We start from the raw sequence: 15,587 nt of genomic DNA, 5'->3' as shown, positions 1-15,587 counted from the left end.
ATATTTTATGCATAAGGTTATAATTCTGGATTGATCGGTGTATTAGCAAGGTTATTGGCATAGTTACAGAGGGTTGCCAAACTGACACCAAGAACGACATCCAAGGCATTATCTTGCGAGTAAGCAAGTTCAAAAATTAAGGAATGAGGGCTCTCTTATGATTTACCAAAATACTTCTTCGTCTCAGCAATAACGACTGGAGAAAAGGCCAAGAGCGCAATCAAGTTTGGTAGTGCCATGAGGGCATTGACAATATCTGCAATAATCCAGACCATATCCAACTCGATGAAACCACCTAGTAAGACCATAGCAACAAAGACCACACCATAGAACCAGATAAAGCAGCACTTGTCAATTGTTTTCAGAAAATTTTATTGGAATTTTCATCTAGTTCAATTTATCCTTTAAAGGTAACGATAGTCGCTCCAGATCCTCCAGCATTTTGAGGTGCATAGCCAAAGCTCTTGACTTGCTTGTTTCTTTGGAGATATTTGGTTACTCCTTCACGGATGACTCCTGTACCAATACCGTGAATAATGTCAACTTGGGCCATGTTGTTGAGTAGGGCTTGGTCGATAAAGGCATCCAAGGCTTCCATAGCTTCCTCATAACGTTTGCCACGAAGATCAAGTCTAGCCTGCGGTGCTTTACCAGCAGCACGCTTGACCACATTAACTTGTTTTTTCTTGACTGGTGCTTCTTGCTGAGCCTGAACTAAGTCAAACTCTTTTTCTTCGAGTGTCATCTTGATTAAGCCAACTTGAGCTTCCCAACGACCATCCTTGAGCTGATTGGTCAAGGTCCCTCGTTGACCATAGCTTAAAACGATAATGTCATCCCCAACTTTTGGAGCTCGTTTCTTCTTAGCTTTTTGAAGAACCTTGTTTTTAGAAAGGTCAACTTTTTCAGGGGCTAATTTTTTGAGTTTAGCCTTGGCTTCAATAATCTCATGTGGTTTTAGTTGAGATTTGCTGTGAAGATTTTTAAGAATAGCATCACTCTCTGCCAGAGCCAATTCAACAATCTCAGCAGCTTGCTCACGCGCCTTATTGAGTTCTGTTTCCTTCTCACGATTGAGCTCATTGTAAAGTTTTTTAAGGGCACGATTCATCTTGAGGTTTTCTTGCTCGACTTGGCGAATATTTTCAAGACGTTTTCGACTTTCAAGGGTCTGCTCTTCCAATTGCTCAATAATCCGATTGACATCATTGTCTTGGTCGATCTGCTTGCTGGCATCGCCTACGATGACATCTGACAATCCTAGACGTTTAGCAATCTCAAAGGCGTTGCTTCGACCCGGTACTCCTTGCATAAAGCGATAGGTTGGACGCAGGCTAGCTGTATCAAACTCCATGCTGGCATTCTGAACATAAGCCGTTTCAATTCCATAGGCCTTGAGTTCAGGATAGTGAGTGGTTGCCATAGTCTTGACCTGACGCAAGCGCAAGTCTTCTAGGATAGACATGGCAAGGGCAGCTCCTTCCTGAGGATCTGTACCTGCTCCAAGCTCATCCAGTAGCAAGAGCGAATGTTGGTTGACTTTACCCAGAATATCAACAATATTGGTCATGTGACTAGAGAAGGTTGAGAGGCTTTGTTCGATGGATTGTTCATCTCCGATATCTGCAAAGACCTCCTCAAAAATTCCCACACGACTGCCCTTATCGGCTAGAATTGGCAGACCAGACTGAGCCATCAATTGCGTCAATCCTAAGGTTTTTAGCATGATGGTCTTACCACCCGTATTGGGACCAGTGATAACGATAGCTGTTAGTTCCTTACCAAAGTGTACATCATTTGCAACGGCATTTTGCACCAAGGGATGACGAACATGGAGAAGTTGAATCTCCTGTCCCTCAGAGACTTGAGGAACTACTGCACCTGTCTCTTGGATAAAACGGACCTTTGCTCGAATCAAGTCTAAATGTCCAATAATCCAGGCATCATTTGCTATTTCAGCTGCATGTGGTCGTACACGCTCAGAAAGCTCTTGAAGGATACGCATCATCTCATAGCGTTCGTCTGCACGAAGACTAGCAATTTCCTCACTCAGCTTGACCACTTCACGCGGTTCAATATAAACAGTGTTCCCACTGGCAGAAATATCATGAACGACACCGGAAATCTTGTTACGATAGGTGTTTTTGACAGGAAGAACCTGGCGACCATTTCTACTAGCGATAATGCCTTCTGTCAACATCTGTGCCTTTTGTTTGAGAAGATCCTGCAAGACGTCACGAACTTGGCTCTCACTATCATGGATTTTACGACGGATTCGTGCTAGTTCCTCACTAGCAAAATTCTCAATAAATCCAGCTTCATTGATGGCCTGGAGATTGCCCTGTAAATGTGGTAAATCATGGAGTTTCTCAAACCAGTTTGCCAGATGGTCTAAGCGAACATTTTCAAGATTATCATAGAAATTTTTCAGTTCACGGCTGGCAAATATGACACGTTTGAGAAGGAGAAATTCCTCGATATTGAGATCTGCACCCATCTCCAAACGTTTGCAGGTAGCAGCAATGTCTTTGGTGCTTGAGATACTGAAATGTGGATGCTCGACAAAGAGTTCTTGCATCTCCTTCATCTCAGTGAAAGCTTGCTGAATCTTGTCTCCTCTATCACTCGGAACAAGTTCTTTTAATTGCTCTAATCCTTGTTCCGTCAAAAGATGGGGCTCAAATAAAGTCTTGACCTTATTAAATTCTAACGTTTCTAGTATTTTTGTATTCATCTTATTTCCTTAGTAAAAAAGTTATGCTTTCCTGTTTTCACCTTTTTAAATCAAGCTCATACTTTTCGAAATTGTAAACAAAAGGCTAGGAATAATTCCCGCCCTTTTTATCCGATTATTTTTGTAACCCAAAGCTGTTTGATTAACCCAGTTGTGATTGGGATGCTTTGAATAATATGTCGAGCTACAAAGCTATTTTCAAGTGAATTTTGAACAATTTGTAATGGTACAGTCGCAAGGATCGTTAGCATCATTTGGAGAACAAACAAGGTTACTCCGACTGATAGCACACCTGCACCGATACGATAGTATTTCCCTTCAAGTATCTTGGTCGGCACTAGGTTTAGAAATAGACCAAGCAAGCGACCGATACAATAAAAGACTGTAAAGGCTAAGAGAAAACCAATTCCTGCATAAAAGACTTTATCCAGTTGGAAAAGCTGATTGGATGAGAAAAAGAATGTTCCCTGTCCTTCCTGTGGGTTGGCATAGGGAATTAACAAGTTGAACTTCTGCCCTAAAGATAGGTAATAATTGCTTGCAAAATAAGCTGAGACAAACGTAGCCACAAGATAATAAGCTTGTAAAAGAATTCCTCTGCGGTAGCCGATATAAAAGCTCCAAGCAAGGATTAATAAGAGTAGGATGGAAATCATAGAGAATCCCCTATCTTACTCTGCTCTTGTTTAGCAGCGACCACTTTATAACGGAGCGATTCTAACTCTTGCTCCTTATCATCAAACTCAATCTCACGACTCAACTGTGTTGATAAACAATTGATTGCTAATAAAATAGCTAAAGTCTCATCATCAGCTCCAGGCATTTGTTCTTTGATTGCTTGGTATTTTTCAGTCGCAACCTTGGCAATTTCCTCCATAAAGAGGTTGTCATGCTCGGTTGTCAAGGTTAATGTCTTTTTCCCGAATGTAAACTTATATCGATTTAGATTTGCCATAAAATTCACCTCACGATATTATACCAAATTTCGCTAACTTTGTCAGTTTTTACAAATTCTCCTGCTTTTGTGGTACAATAGAGACTATGGCAAGTATCACATTAACACCGAGTGAAAAAGACATTCAAGCTTTTGTTCAAAAGCATGAAAAAGCCCTCACTCCAAGTAAAAACCCATATATTCGCTACTTTTTCAAGCTTCCTCAAGCCAGTGTTTCTGTCTATACATCTGGGAAAGTCCTCTTGCAAGGAGAAGCTGCTGAAAGCTATGCCAGCTTTTTTGGTTATCAAGTAGCGCAAGTTACTAGCGGGCAAAAATTCCCCTTAATCGGAACAGATGAAGTCGGAAATGGTTCTTACTTCGGTGGGCTCGCTGTAGTGGCGTCATTTGTGACTCCTGACCAGCATGATTTTTTAAGAAAACTCGGAGTTGGGGATTCCAAAACACTGACTGACCAAAAGATTCGTCAGCTTGCTCCACTTCTGAAGGAAAAAATCCAACATCAAGCACTACTGCTTTCTCCGAGTAAATATAATGAAGTCATTGGCGAACGCTACAATGCTGTTTCTGTAAAGGTTGCCTTACACAATCAAGCGATTTTTCTCCTTCTTCAAAAGGGTGTTGAGCCTGAGAAAATTGTTATCGACGCCTTTACCAGCTTACAAAATTATGAAAAGTATTTAAAAAATGAAGCCAACCATTTTCCCAATCCAGTCACGCTAGAGGAAAAAGCTGAGGGCAAATACTTGGCTGTTGCTGTTAGCTCCATCATCGCGCGTGATCTCTTCCTAGAAAATCTTGAAAATCTAGGCAAAGAGCTGGGCTATCAACTTCCAAGTGGTGCTGGAACGGCTTCTGACAAGGTGGCTAGCCAAATCCTTCAAGCATATGGCATGAAGGGGCTCAACTTCTGCGCCAAACTGCATTTTAAAAACACTGAAAAAGCCAAAAAACTTCTATAGAGGTATACCATGAAATATTTAAAATCGTTTATAAGAGAGTGGGGAGTTTTCTTCCTGATTATTGCCTTAGTGGGTCTCAGCCGTCTCTTTCTCTGGAGCAATGTCCGTGTAGAAGGACACTCTATGGATCCTACTCTAGCTGATGGAGAAATTCTCTTTGTTGTCAAACATCTCCCTATTGATCGCTTTGATATTGTTGTCGCTCATGAAGATGAGGGGAATAAAGATATTGTGAAACGGGTTATCGGATTGCCAGGTGATACCATCCGTTACGAAAATGATAAACTCTATGTCAACGATCAAGAAACTGATGAGCCTTATTTAGCAGATTACCTCAAACGTTTTAAAGAGGATAAACTTCAATCCACCTATACTGGAGATAGCTGGGATGGCAAAAAAGGCGAATATTTCAGAAGTCTTGCCAAAAAAGCTAATGCATTTACCTTAGATGTTAATTTCAATACTAGCTTTACCTTCACTGTTCCAGAGGGACAATATCTTCTACTTGGTGATGACCGTCTAGTATCTAGTGATAGCCGACATGTTGGTACCTTTAAAGCAAAAGATATCATCGGAGAGGCTAAATTCCGCTTCTGGCCACTCAAACGTATTGGTACAGTTTAAGAACACTAAGAGGCCGAGAAAACTAAATCTCAGCCTCTTCTCATTCTATTCTGAATGATTTGCTCTCATTCATGAATGTAAAGGAATTATATGGAAGTTTATTTTACAGGTACGATTGAACGTATTATTTTTGAAAATATCAGCAACTTTTACCGTATTCTCCTTTTAGATATCGAGGATACCAATGCCGAAAACTATGATGATTTTGAGATCATTGTTACAGGAACCATGGCTGATGTCATTGAGGGAGAGGAATACACTTTTTGGGGGCAGATTGTCCAACACTCCAAATACGGGGAACAACTCCAAATCACTCGCTACGAACGAGCAAAGCCAACTAGTAAAGGATTAGTCAAGTATTTCTCAAGTAGCCATTTCAAAGGAATTGGTCTTAAAACCGCCCAAAAGATTGTGGAACTCTACGGAGACAATACCATCGATGAAATTCTGGAGCACCCCGAGAAACTTCAAACCATCTCAGGTCTATCTTCCAAAAATCGTGAGGCCTTCGTTTCTACCCTCCGCCTCAACTACGGTACAGAAATGGTCTTGGCCAAACTTGCTAACTACGGGATTCCAAATAAATTAGCTATTCAAATTCAGGATACTTATAAAGAGGAAACCATCGATATTGTTGAAAATTATCCTTATCAGTTAGTAGAGGATATCAAAGGTTTGGGCTTTACCATCGCTGACCAATTAGCACAAGAATTGGGCATTGAAAGTCAGGCCCCCGAACGTTTCCGAGCAGGACTCATTCATAGCCTTTTAAACGCTTGTATGGAAAGTGGAGATACTTATGTTGAAGCTAGAGACTTATTAGAAAAGACTCTAAATCTACTGGAATCCTCACGTCCTGTAGAACTGGAACCAAGTCAACTTGCTCAAGAATTGTCTAATCTCATAGAAGAAGAAAAAGTTCAACAGGTTGACACTAAAATCTTTGAAAACAGTCTCTTTTTTGCAGAAGAAGGGATTCATAATCACCTCATTCGTATCCTTGAAAAAAAAGAAAGCGAACAACACGAAACCGAAATCATTCAGGAGCGTATCGTAAGGGTTGAGGAAGAATTAGGCATTCAATACGATACCATTCAAAAACAGGCCATCTGCGATGCTATCCAAAACAAGGTCTTTATCCTGACAGGTGGACCTGGTACGGGTAAAACCACTGTGATCAATGGTATTATTGCTGTCTATGCTCTATTAGAGGGACTGGACCTTAGAAAGAAAAGTAGTCTACCGATTCTCCTAGCTGCTCCGACTGGTCGTGCAGCACGACGCATGAATGAACTGACAGGCTTGCCTAGTGCAACCATTCACCGCCACTTGGGGATGACTGGAGACGACGACACTAGCCATTTGGAAGATTATCTAGATGCTGACTTTATCATCGTAGATGAGTTTTCCATGGTAGATACCTGGTTAGCCAATCAACTCTTCTCAAACATCTCCTCTAATAGTAAGATTCTCATCGTTGGAGATAGTGATCAGTTGCCATCAGTGAGACCTGGTCAAGTTCTGGCTGACTTACTCCAGATTCCAAGTATCCCGCAAACGCGTTTGGAACGAATTTATCGTCAGAGTGAAGAATCAACCATTGTTACTCTTGCTAGTCAGATTCGCCAGGGAATTTTGCCTGCAGATTTCACTCAGAAAAAAGCAGACCGTTCCTACTTTGAAATCTCTAGTAATCATATCCCTGCTACCATTGAAAAAATCCTAGACGCTGCCATTAGAAGTGGCATCCCTGCTCGAGACATCCAAGTTCTGGCTCCTATGTATCGTGGTGCAGCAGGAATCGATGCCATCAATCAACTCATGCAAGAACTGCTTAATCCTCTTCAAAAGGGACAGATTAGTTTTGAAGCAAGCCAGTTTCAGTATCGCACCGGAGATAAGGTCATTCATCTGGTCAACGATGCAGAAGTCAACGTCTTTAACGGAGACCTAGGCTACATCACGGACCTGATTCCTGCTAAATACACCGAATCCAAACAAGATGAAATGATGATTGACTTTGATGGAAACGAGATTTCCTATCCTCGAAATGAGTGGTACAAGATTCGTCTTGCTTATGCCATGAGTATCCATAAGTCACAAGGTAGTGAGTTTCCAGTTGTGATTCTTCCAATTACCAGTGCTAGCAAGCGCATGCTGGAACGCAATCTCATCTACACAGCTATTACACGGGCCAAGAGCAAGCTCATCCTTCTTGGTGAATTACAGGCCTTTGACTACGCAGTCAAACATATCGGAACTGCTCGCAAGACCTATCTGATTGAGCGTTTTCAGGATCTGGTCGAAGCCACTAACCAAACCAACCCAGCCCCAACTGAAACAACAAATCGAGAGGGAGCTCCTCTATCCTACATCCTCACCGAGGAAAACTGGTCAAGCATCCCAGCTATGATTGGGATTACAGATGCGGACCTCAAAGAGATTTTTGGAAAATAGACCAGCAGAAAACCCACCTAATCAGGTGGGCTTTTTATCTTTTAAGATTATTTTACTGTTGCAGTGCTTGTGATCAATTCAACAGCTTTCTTGATTGTGATATCGTGTTTCAACATATCTGCTGAAAGCAAGCTTTGTACTTGAGCAACTTCCATGTTGTAATCTGCAGCCAATTGCTCGATTTCTTTTTGGATTTCTTCTTCAGTAGCGTCAAATCCTTCAGCCTTCGCAACTGCTTCGATAACAAGGTTCGTCTTCGTGCGTGACTCAGCTTCTGCTTCGTATTGTTTGTGAAGGTCCTCTTGAGTAGTTCCAGTGATTTGGAAGTACATGTCTGGGTTGATACCTTGACGTTGCAAGTTTCCAAGGAACTCATTTACTGAGCGGTGAACTTCTTCGTGAATCATTTCTTCTGGAAGTTCTACAATTTCAGCATTTTCAACTGCTTTATCGATTGCTGCACCTTCAACAGCATCAGTGTATGCTTCTTCCTTAGCAGCAGCCAATTCTTTACGGTATTTTTCTTTCAATTCATCAAGAGTTTCAACTTCTTCATCGATATCTTTTGCAAGTTCATCGTCAAGAGCTGGAACTTCTTTAGCTTTAACTTCGTGGATCGTTGTTACGAATTTAGCTTCTTTACCAGCAAGGTCTTCTGCTTGGTAGTCTTCTGGGAATGTTACGATAACGTCAACAGTTTCACCAGCTGAGTGTCCAACCAATTGGTCTTCGAAACCAGGGATGAATTGACCTGAACCAAGTCCAAGTGAGAAGTTTTCACCTTTTCCACCGTCAAATTCAACACCGTCGATAGAACCAACAAAGTCGATTACAACAGTGTCGCCGTTTTCAGCAGCACCTTCTTTGATCACCAATTCAGCCAAGTTGTTGCGTTCACGTTCGATACGCTCTTCAACATCAGCGTCAGTTACTTCTTTATCTACATCAACTGATACTTCAAGGTTTTTGTATGCACCCAATTTTACTTCAGGTTTTGTAACAACTTCAGCAGTGATAACCCAATCTTGACCTTTTTCCATAGAAGTTACGTCAATTTTTGGTTGTGCAACAACTTCAAGACCAGCTTCTTTAACAGCTGCTTCATAAGCGTCTGGCAAAAGAGCGTTCAATGCATCTTGGTAAAGTGCTTCTTCACCAAATTTTTGGTCGAAGATAGGACGTGGAAGGTGACCTTTACGGAAACCGGGAACGTTAAGAGTTTTCTTTACTGAGTTAAATACACGGTCCAATTCTGGTTTGATTTGGTCTTGAGAGATAGTGAAAGTCAAGACACCACGGTTTGTTTCTTTGTTTTCAAATGATACAGACATTCTGTCATTTCTCCTTAAAATTTTTAATACAGTCCATTATACCATATAGTAGCGAATTTTTTCAAGTAATGGATGCGCTTTTCGTCCATGCTTCAGTTACATTCGATGTCCCCTAAAATTCATCCGGACCTACCAAATGATGTTGAAAGGCATAGACAGCTGCCTGGGTACGATCACTAACTTCCAGTTTTGCAAGAATATTAGAAACATGGGTTTTAACTGTCTTGAGGGAGATGAACAATTCATCAGCAATACGCTGATTTTCATAGCCCTTGGCGATTAATTGAAGAACCTCCCGTTCACGCGCAGTTAATTCTTCATGAAGTTCCATATGATTGCGGTGGTATTCTACTTTCTTACTCACTTCTTGTTCAATGGCTAGCTCTCCAGCCGCTACCTTTTGAACAGCATGGAACAATTCATCAGCACTTGATGTCTTGAGCATATAGCCTTTCGCACCAGCATTTAAAACTGGCATAATTTTTTCATTGTCTAGATAAGATGATACAATCAAGATTTTAGCCTCTGGCCATTCTTTGAGAATAGCTAGTGTTGCGTCAATCCCGTTGACTTCTGGCATCACAATATCCATCACAATCACATCGGGGCGAAGATCTAAAGCCATTGCAATTCCTTCGGCTCCATTAGTTGCCTCTCCAACAACTTCTACACCATCTTGTAATTCAAAATAACTTTTTAAACCAAGACGCACCATTTGGTGGTCATCTACTAATAATAGTTTCATTTTATTTCCTTTTGTTAGTCAATCAAGGGGATGCGGATATCCACTGCCAAACCCTGCTTTGGTGCTGTTAATAGTTGGATGCTTCCTGCCATATCTTCCACACGTTCTTTAATATTCCGTAGTCCATAGCTCAGATCATCTACGTCAGCCGGCTCGAAACCTCTGCCATTGTCCACTACTTTCAACTGTAACTCTGTTTCCGTTTGATAAAGATAAACATCCAGACAAGAAGCTTGGGCATGACGAAGCGTATTACTAATCAATTCTTGGACGATACGGAAGATATGTTCCTCAATCTTTTTAGGTAGTTGGTCTACCTGATGTTTAAAGCTGACTTTGAGTTCACTTTTTTCTTCCAATTCTTTGAGAAGAAACTGAATCCCCTCGACCAGACTCTTTTGTTCCAGTTCGATTGGTCGTAAATGTAAGAGTAGAATACGCAAATCTCTTTGGGCTGTCTCCAAAATAGCTGTCACACTCTGGAGTTGTGTCTGCATCTTCTCTTTGTCTAATTTGGAAGCTTGTTGACTGAGTCCTGATAAGATCATATGGGCCGCAAAAATTTCCTGACTAACTGTGTCATGCAAGTCACGCGCAATTCGCTTGCGCTCCTTTTCAATAACCTGCTCTTCCTTGACCAAAGCTTGATTATCTGCTTTTTGAATAGCTTCTGTCAACAAAGCAAGCTTGCCTGATAAATTTTTAAAACTTGCGTCTAAGTCGGCATCCCCAAGACTTTTAATCTCTTTACCAGCCAGCAGATTTTTAAGATTTGCTTGGATTTTTCTACGTGAAATTTCATCAACCATTCTCCAAAATAGGACTAATAAAAAGGCTAGAGCAAGACTAAACATCAAAGCCAGAAATAGAATTTTTTCTGTCTTCTCTAAATCTTGGAAAAGAGAAGTCCATTCCAAATCCAAGACCTTAAAAATACTTCGAAACAGAAAGGCAACAAAGAGAACAGAGGTGAGCCCAATTAAAATATAAGGTTGCTTTTTCATCCTCTCACCACCTCAACATCTCCAACCATAGTTGTCAAAAGAATCTTCACACTTTTAGGACTCTTGAGATAATCTCTGGTTTCTTGATGAAATTGCTCATTACGCAAAGCACGTTTAGGCTGGTCAAAGAAGGTTAAATCTCCGTACAGAGAATTGACACTTAGGCTGACTTCAACATCTACTGGTACGATAATTCTTGTCGTACCTACTAGTTTTCTCAAGATGATGACATTGTCATGATTGCTCAAAATCACATGCTCCAAATGAATGGTATCTTTTCCCATAAGTCGAAAGAGATTGATATCATCAAAACGACAAGTCTGGTAGCTTGAGAAGTGATGAAGATTTCCAAACCAGCGATTTTTCTCCCTCTTTACAGTTATGACATCTTCAAAGACTAGGTTGGTATCTTCTCTCTCCTGATTCATCATGGGATAAAGCAGAAATAGGCTGTATATCAAGGCCACAAAGATAGCTAAAATAACAAAGGGATTGAGCATGATGATAAAGAAAAATAGGATGCTCACTGCTACTAAAATGACATTATTCCCCTGTTTTCCAGTATAATATCGAATCAGGAGTAAAAACAAGAGTAACATCAGTAGAAAACGGGAAAAATGCTCTGATACCATCATAATCAGAGCTCCTGTCAGCAAACAAGCTTCAATAAATAGAAAAATTTGAAATTTTCGCATGTAACCGTCCTCTCTACTTTATTGTATCACAAATCCCAAAAGTCACATCAGTCTGAGGAATGATAAAGAGGCTAGGACAAAAGTCTTAGCCTCTTTATTGTCTTTGGATTGTCGAGCAAAACGCAGTGGTTGAGTGGGCTCTACTAGGCTGATTTCATCAGCTTTTACAGCCCTACTCAACTGTGCGGAGGCGGGACGACGAAATCGAATTCTAACGAATTACCGATTTCTGTCCCACTCTCTCCTTACATTTGGTCTTTTGCTTCTTTTAATCTTCCATATAGGAGATAGTCGACCTCTTGCAAATCCTCAATCTTTGCACAATTAAGGGCACACATGATCAACCGTAGATCTTCCTTCCATCCTTCAACAACGGAAATCACGACATCAACAGAGTAATTTTCAACCAGCTCTAACATCGTGCGGGATAAACCAACCGCCTTGGCTCCAAAGACCAAGCATTTGATGATATCTAGTGGATTGCGAACTCCTCCACTAACCAGAAGTTCCATCTTGTCTTTCCAGTCTTGGGCATTCAGAAGAGCCTGCATAGTCGATTGACCCCAGTCATTGAGGTAGTCACGTTGACCACCGCGACGGTTTTCGATATAGGCAAAGCTCGTCCCTCCACGGCCAGACAAATCAACGGTTCGTATCCCCATCTCATAAGCCTTAGCAATGGTCTTCACATCCATGCCAAAGCCGACCTCTTTTAAAACTAGAGGCACCGAGATCTGATGAACATAATCTTTCAGATTGCTTTGCCACAATCTAAATTGACGCTCACCTTCTGGCATAAGCAATTCTTGCATAACATTGACATGCACCTGTAAAAGAAGGGGATTCATCTCCTTGACTGTTTGCAGCCCTAATTCAACAGGCTTGTCCAAGCCAATGTTGGTCCCAAGAAGAAGGTTAGGATGACTAGTTTTAACTGAGAAAGAATCATCTGATGGATCCTTCAGAGCAGCACTGTAGGAACCTGTTACAAATAAAATTCCACAAGCCTCTGCTATCTGGGCTAATTTTTGATTGATTTCTCTCCCCTTGTCACTCCCACCTGTCATAGCATTGATATAAAAGGGAAAATCCCATTTTCGACCAGCAAATTCTGTCGATAGGTCAATTTCATCTATGTCATATAAGGGTAGCGAGGAGTGAATTAATTCAACTTCATCAAAACTATTATAAGAACTTTTTTGTTCAAGGGCATAGCGGATGTGTTCATCCTTCCGATTTGTCGTCATATCCTATCCTTTCTTGATATAAGAGCTCAATTCCTAAATCAGCCCAACGTTTCTTCAGTAATATTGTCGAATCTTGGTCAAAGCTGAGAGCAATCCCACAGTCTCCACCGCCAGCACCACTACTCTTCGCAACAACTTTCAAGCCTCGACTAGCATTCTTTAGTTGTCTGAGCGAAGGTGTGTAAATATCTGAACTCAAGGCTTCTAAGAGCAGGCTAGCTTGTTCTAGTTGCTCAACAATTTTTTCTTCTTGACCTGTCTGCAAAGCATTCACTAAGGTAGCGACTGTTTCCTTTGAAACTTGCAAAAATCTGGCATCCATATGATTCTTAATTCGCTTAACCATGTGACTAGATACAGCCACTTCCTTGGTCCAACCAACCAGAAAGTCAAATTCCAAGGCCGGTTCAACGCTCGTGATTGAAAAGCCCCACTCACGACCTAATACAGTCTGCAAGTCTTCCTTTTCTAGCCAATGTGCCACTTTTTCCCGGTCAAATGACTGATAGAGGACTAGGTCTTCGGAAACGATACAGGCAATGTCACCCATGGAGCCATTGTCTCCACGTTTAAGAAGTACAGCACTCGCCAATTTAAACAAGAGATCTCTGTCAGCTGGTCTTTCATAGAAAGCAAGCATGGCCTTGATGACCAAGACAACTACGCTACCACTAGAACCCAGACCAAATTTCTTACCCTCGCGCTCCATTTTCCCACGAACGTCTAAAGAAAAAGGTTGCAATTTAACTCCCTGTGCAGTTAGATACTCCTCCACCAAGGCAACTGTTTCTTGAATCAAGGCATATGAAGAATCCGGACGCAAATCCACACTATAGGTAAACATATCTGAGTAAAGGCGATACTCATCAGACGCTTTAATCTCAGCCGTCATATAGATAGGAATAGCTTTTAATAGTGCCAACTGTCCTGGTTCTAAAATGGCATATTCACCAGCCCAATAGAGCTTCCCACAAGTCTTAACAAGCGTCATCTTGGCTCAAATCCTTTGTCTTTGAAACGATCAAGCGATAGCGTTGACCTAAGAGTTCTGATAGGTGGTCCAAGTCTTTCTCTAGACAAAGAACCTTGACATTAGGGCCCGCATCCATGGTAAAGTAGCAAGATTCCCCTTGTTCTCTCAGCTGACGAACAAAATCCATAGCCTCATAACTAGCATCTGTCAGATACGAGAAGGATGGAGTGGCAGTCTTTGTCGTAGCATGCATAGCAAGGGCGTTCTTCTCTGTCAATTCTCCAACTTTCTTAAAGTCATTTTCCTTGAGGTAGACCAACATATCCTTGTAGTCTTGTTCAGACTGACGAACCCAGTCTTCAAAGGTCGTCGAAGTTTCTACACAGAGCTTCATCCCATCTCGACTAGAGATTGGTTTTTTTTGGTCTTCCAAGACCAACATAATCATAGCAAGTTTCAAGTCAGTTTCAACTGGATAAATCTCTCCACTGTCCTTGTCCCAAGCTGCCAAGGGGCCATAAAAACTACGAGATGAAGAACCCGATGCAAACTTAGCTTCCATAGCCAATTCTTTGCGATTCAATCCAAGCTGGAAATATGCATTACAAGCTTTGACCAGAGCAGACAAACCGCTAGAACTCGAAGAAAGACCTGCTGCTGTTGGCATATTGTTCTTAGTATCGATACGAACAAAACCTGCTCCTTCAGGGCGGTAGCGATCAATGATTTTACTCATCTTGGCATGCTCTGCTTCGTTTTGCAATTGACCATTGATATAAAATGTATCTGCGGTTTCATCTGCTGGTAAAGGAGAAAGTGTCGTCTCCGTATACATATTTTCTAAAGTCAGAGAGATACTGCTAGTCGCGGGAACCATCTCTTTTTCTGCTTTCTTCCCCCAATATTTAATAATAGCAATATTGGCATAGGAACATACTGTTACAGGCTTTCGATCCATGTCTGAACAGCTCCTTTCTCTTCTAATCTTTCTGCTAAATCTTGAGCTTGAGGATAGTCGGCTACCAAAGTAATGATACAACCACCTAGACCACCACCACTCATCTTGGCGCCTAGAGCGCCATGGTCAAGAGCAGTTTCAACCAAGGCATCTGCCTCAGGGCTACTAACTCCTATTTCTTTTAGATTTCCATGTGCTTTTGTTAAAATTTTTCCCAGAAACACAGCATCTTTTGTTTTTATGGCTTCTTCTGCTTGCTGGGTCAACTCTCCTAGTGCATGCAAGAAAGGTAAAGCATTCTTACCCTTACTCTGTACAACTTGGATAGCTTCACGAGTATGTCCATAGACTCCTGTATCTGCAATAACCAGATAAGCCGACAAGTCCATGGCTAGTTCTTCAAAACCAACATTCTTGATAAAACGAATAGGCTGGTCACTAAGACAGGTCTTGGCATCCAAACCACTCGGATTCATATGGGCAATCATCTCAGCCCGATTGACCAAGATTTCTAACACATCATACGGAAGTTCTGCTTCAAAATAATCAAATACTGCACGAATAGCTGCAATGCTAATAGCTGCTGAAGACCCCATCCCCCGTTTTTCAGGAATAGCCGAGTCAATTTGACAACGAATGCACGCTTCTTTGATATTCAGATACTCGAGAGAAGCATAGACCGCCATCGACAAGGTGTCCTCTTCAAATAGACGCCACGGTGTAGTTGCCGTTACAACCCGACAAGTCACTTCAACCTCTAAAAGAGGCAAAGAGATGGCTGGATAGCCATAAACCACTGCATGCTCCCCTATTAAAATAATTTTACTATGTGCCTGACCGACACCAACTTCTTTTGTCATTGAATCCTACTATCAGACGAACACCGTCTTTTTCTAGATAAC

At 41.4% G+C, this 15,587-nt stretch carries 15 protein-coding genes and 1 pseudogene; 3 read left to right on the top strand and 13 right to left on the bottom strand.

What is annotated here, in order from left to right; translation table 11 throughout:
- Positions 1-17: 17 nt before the first annotated feature.
- The 5 genes and pseudogenes from NGI26_RS09285 to zapA form a co-directional block, all read right to left on the bottom strand.
- Positions 18-125: pseudogene (locus NGI26_RS09285) on the bottom strand (carboxymuconolactone decarboxylase family protein); the annotation flags it as partial.
- Between the two features lie 30 nt (positions 126-155).
- Entirely contained in the window at positions 156-365 is a 210-nt protein-coding gene (locus NGI26_RS01075; protein ID WP_286009819.1) for an alanine:cation symporter family protein, read from the bottom strand.
- A 32-nt stretch (positions 366-397) separates the two neighbouring features.
- A complete protein-coding gene (locus NGI26_RS01070; protein ID WP_251934908.1) occupies positions 398-2,734 on the bottom strand; it encodes an endonuclease MutS2 in 2,337 nt (778 codons plus the stop codon).
- 107 nt (positions 2,735-2,841) lie between these two features.
- Complete coding sequence (locus tag NGI26_RS01065; RefSeq protein ID WP_251934906.1) at positions 2,842-3,390, bottom strand: CvpA family protein; 549 nt, start codon at positions 3,388-3,390, stop codon at positions 2,842-2,844.
- Positions 3,387-3,689 carry a cell division protein ZapA gene (zapA, locus tag NGI26_RS01060; RefSeq protein ID WP_251934904.1) on the bottom strand — a complete coding sequence of 101 codons (303 nt, stop codon included), beginning with the start codon at positions 3,687-3,689 and terminating at the stop codon, positions 3,387-3,389. Before zapA ends, NGI26_RS01065 begins: the two co-directional genes overlap by 4 nt.
- A gap of 86 nt (positions 3,690-3,775) precedes the next feature.
- Between zapA and rnhC the strand changes: the two genes are divergently transcribed.
- The 3 genes from rnhC (at position 3,776) to recD2 (ending at position 7,732) form a co-directional block, all read left to right on the top strand.
- The gene (gene rnhC, locus NGI26_RS01055) at positions 3,776-4,651 is read left to right on the top strand and encodes a ribonuclease HIII (protein WP_251934902.1); all 876 of its coding nucleotides are present in this window, start codon (positions 3,776-3,778) and stop codon (positions 4,649-4,651) included.
- Between the two features lie 9 nt (positions 4,652-4,660).
- Positions 4,661-5,275, top strand: coding sequence for a signal peptidase I (lepB, locus tag NGI26_RS01050; protein ID WP_251934900.1), 615 nt, complete (start codon positions 4,661-4,663; stop codon positions 5,273-5,275).
- Positions 5,276-5,365: 90 nt separating this feature from the next.
- Positions 5,366-7,732, top strand: a complete 2,367-nt coding sequence (gene recD2, locus NGI26_RS01045; protein WP_251934889.1) for an SF1B family DNA helicase RecD2 — start codon at positions 5,366-5,368, stop codon at positions 7,730-7,732.
- 47 nt (positions 7,733-7,779) lie between these two features.
- On the opposite strand, the gene tig is transcribed toward recD2, so the two are convergent.
- The 8 genes from tig to mvk all read right to left on the bottom strand — a co-directional run bounded on the left by tig (position 7,780) and on the right by mvk (position 15,545).
- A complete protein-coding gene (tig, locus tag NGI26_RS01040) occupies positions 7,780-9,063 on the bottom strand; it encodes a trigger factor (RefSeq protein WP_251934887.1) in 1,284 nt (427 codons plus the stop codon).
- A gap of 112 nt (positions 9,064-9,175) precedes the next feature.
- Entirely contained in the window at positions 9,176-9,808 is a 633-nt protein-coding gene (locus NGI26_RS01035) for a response regulator transcription factor (protein ID WP_251934884.1), read from the bottom strand.
- A 14-nt stretch (positions 9,809-9,822) separates the two neighbouring features.
- Positions 9,823-10,812 carry an envelope stress sensor histidine kinase LiaS gene (locus tag NGI26_RS01030; RefSeq protein ID WP_251934882.1) on the bottom strand — a complete coding sequence of 330 codons (990 nt, stop codon included), beginning with the start codon at positions 10,810-10,812 and terminating at the stop codon, positions 9,823-9,825.
- Positions 10,809-11,507, bottom strand: coding sequence for a cell wall-active antibiotics response protein LiaF (gene liaF, locus NGI26_RS01025; RefSeq protein ID WP_251934880.1), 699 nt, complete (start codon positions 11,505-11,507; stop codon positions 10,809-10,811). The genes NGI26_RS01030 and liaF overlap by 4 nt, the downstream gene beginning before the upstream one ends.
- 245 nt (positions 11,508-11,752) lie before the next feature.
- Positions 11,753-12,754: a type 2 isopentenyl-diphosphate Delta-isomerase gene (gene fni, locus NGI26_RS01020; protein ID WP_251934878.1), complete on the bottom strand. Its 1,002-nt coding sequence runs from the start codon at positions 12,752-12,754 to the stop codon at positions 11,753-11,755.
- Positions 12,732-13,745, bottom strand: a complete 1,014-nt coding sequence (locus NGI26_RS01015) for a phosphomevalonate kinase (protein WP_251934876.1) — start codon at positions 13,743-13,745, stop codon at positions 12,732-12,734. The genes fni and NGI26_RS01015 overlap by 23 nt, the downstream gene beginning before the upstream one ends.
- The gene (gene mvaD, locus NGI26_RS01010; protein WP_251934874.1) at positions 13,732-14,685 is read right to left on the bottom strand and encodes a diphosphomevalonate decarboxylase; all 954 of its coding nucleotides are present in this window, start codon (positions 14,683-14,685) and stop codon (positions 13,732-13,734) included. The genes NGI26_RS01015 and mvaD overlap by 14 nt, the downstream gene beginning before the upstream one ends.
- Positions 14,667-15,545: a mevalonate kinase gene (mvk, locus tag NGI26_RS01005; protein WP_251934863.1), complete on the bottom strand. Its 879-nt coding sequence runs from the start codon at positions 15,543-15,545 to the stop codon at positions 14,667-14,669. The genes mvaD and mvk overlap by 19 nt, the downstream gene beginning before the upstream one ends.
- Between the last annotated feature and the right edge of the window lie 42 nt (positions 15,546-15,587).

This window comes from Streptococcus sp. Marseille-Q0941 (genome assembly GCF_943736975.1).
Lineage (GTDB): Bacteria > Bacillota > Bacilli > Lactobacillales > Streptococcaceae > Streptococcus.
The sequence above is the reverse complement of the archived record's forward strand: the minus strand, read 5'-3'. Positions and strand labels throughout refer to the sequence as shown.

What these genes read in the sequence shown, in the direction of transcription:
- NGI26_RS01070 (WP_251934908.1), bottom strand. Translation starts at nt 2,734, where the DNA reads ATGAATACAAAAATACTAGAAACGTTAGAATTTAATAAGGTCAAGACT.
- NGI26_RS01065 (WP_251934906.1), bottom strand. Translation starts at nt 3,390, where the DNA reads ATGATTTCCATCCTACTCTTATTAATCCTTGCTTGGAGCTTTTATATC.
- zapA (WP_251934904.1), bottom strand. Translation starts at nt 3,689, where the DNA reads ATGGCAAATCTAAATCGATATAAGTTTACATTCGGGAAAAAGACATTA.
- rnhC (WP_251934902.1), top strand. Translation starts at nt 3,776, where the DNA reads ATGGCAAGTATCACATTAACACCGAGTGAAAAAGACATTCAAGCTTTT.
- lepB (WP_251934900.1), top strand. Translation starts at nt 4,661, where the DNA reads ATGAAATATTTAAAATCGTTTATAAGAGAGTGGGGAGTTTTCTTCCTG.
- recD2 (WP_251934889.1), top strand. Translation starts at nt 5,366, where the DNA reads ATGGAAGTTTATTTTACAGGTACGATTGAACGTATTATTTTTGAAAAT.
- tig (WP_251934887.1), bottom strand. Translation starts at nt 9,063, where the DNA reads ATGTCTGTATCATTTGAAAACAAAGAAACAAACCGTGGTGTCTTGACT.
- NGI26_RS01035 (WP_251934884.1), bottom strand. Translation starts at nt 9,808, where the DNA reads ATGAAACTATTATTAGTAGATGACCACCAAATGGTGCGTCTTGGTTTA.
- NGI26_RS01030 (WP_251934882.1), bottom strand. Translation starts at nt 10,812, where the DNA reads ATGAAAAAGCAACCTTATATTTTAATTGGGCTCACCTCTGTTCTCTTT.
- liaF (WP_251934880.1), bottom strand. Translation starts at nt 11,507, where the DNA reads ATGCGAAAATTTCAAATTTTTCTATTTATTGAAGCTTGTTTGCTGACA.
- fni (WP_251934878.1), bottom strand. Translation starts at nt 12,754, where the DNA reads ATGACGACAAATCGGAAGGATGAACACATCCGCTATGCCCTTGAACAA.
- NGI26_RS01015 (WP_251934876.1), bottom strand. Translation starts at nt 13,745, where the DNA reads ATGACGCTTGTTAAGACTTGTGGGAAGCTCTATTGGGCTGGTGAATAT.
- mvaD (WP_251934874.1), bottom strand. Translation starts at nt 14,685, where the DNA reads ATGGATCGAAAGCCTGTAACAGTATGTTCCTATGCCAATATTGCTATT.
- mvk (WP_251934863.1), bottom strand. Translation starts at nt 15,545, where the DNA reads ATGACAAAAGAAGTTGGTGTCGGTCAGGCACATAGTAAAATTATTTTA.